1 protein-coding gene is annotated in these 1153 nt (G+C 48.6%); it reads left to right on the top strand.

All coding sequences use genetic code 11. The features are described from left to right. Positions 1 to 215 precede the first annotated feature (215 nt). Positions 216 to 1055, top strand: a complete 840-nt coding sequence (locus MN202_RS20360) for an REP-associated tyrosine transposase (RefSeq protein WP_335737965.1) — start codon at positions 216 to 218, stop codon at positions 1053 to 1055. Positions 1056 to 1153: the final 98 nt, after the last annotated feature.

Raw genomic sequence — 1153 nt, forward strand, 5'->3', positions numbered from 1 at the left:
GGGGCTTCAGGGTCAGGTCTTGCCTTTTGCCTTTTCCGAAGGGGCTTCAGGGTCAGGTCTTGCTGGAACCTAGGGGTCACTGGAACCTACTGGAACCTAGGGAACCTAGGGAACCTAGGGAACCTAGGGAACCTAGGGGTCAGGTCTTGCTTTTTGCCTTTTCTGTCTGGTGCGCTACAGTTTAGCGATGCTAAACACCGGACGGAGCCAATACCATGGCCAGACCTTTACGGCTTGAATTTGCCGGCGCGCTTTACCACATCACCAGCCGGGGCAATGAGCGCAAAGCCATCTATTTTGACGATACCGATTTCGAATTGTTTTTAACGCTGCTGGGCAAAGTATGCGAGCAGTATAACTGGGTAGTGCATGCTTATTGCCTGATGACCAATCACTACCATTTGTTGCTGGAAACGCCGGATGCGAATCTAAGTAAAGGTATGCGTCAATTAAACGGTATGTATACGCAGGCGGTTAACCGTAAGCATAAGCGGGTAGGCCATTTATTTCAGGGGCGCTACAAAGGTATTCTGGTTGATAAAGACGCTTATCTGTTAGAGCTGAGCCGCTATATTGTGTTAAATCCCATTCGGGCGAACATGGTACAAGCACTTGATGACTGGCCCTGGAGCAGTTGGCATGCGACCATGGGGAACACAGTGTCACCGGATTGGTTGGACACAGATGCGTTGTTGGGTATGTTTGCAAAACAGCGCAAAGTTGCCCGAGAAAAATATGCGGTTTTCATTGAGCAAGGACATGAAGTAGGGCTTTGGCAAAAGCTCAGCAATCAGGTGTTTTTGGGCGATGCCGAGTTTGTCGAAAAACATCTGACATTAATGAAAGAGCAAGATAAAGATTTGTCTGATATCCCAAAAAAGCAACAGCGTAGAACAGCACTTTCGCTTGCAGAGTACGAACGCTTATATGAAACACGTGACAATGCGCTGAAGGCGGCATATCAGACTGGGAGTTATACGCTAAAAGCGTTGGGTGATTATTTTGATTTGCATTATTCGCGGGTTAGCAGGATAGTGGCAAAAAGCAAGACCTGACCCTTAGCGCACTGCTGTGACCCTTAGCGCACTGCTGACCCTTAGCGCACTGAGCAGGATAGTGGCAAAAAGCAAGACCTGACCCTTAGCGCAATGTG

The organism is Rheinheimera muenzenbergensis (assembly GCF_036984005.1).
Classification (GTDB): Bacteria; Pseudomonadota; Gammaproteobacteria; order Enterobacterales; family Alteromonadaceae; genus Alishewanella; species Alishewanella muenzenbergensis.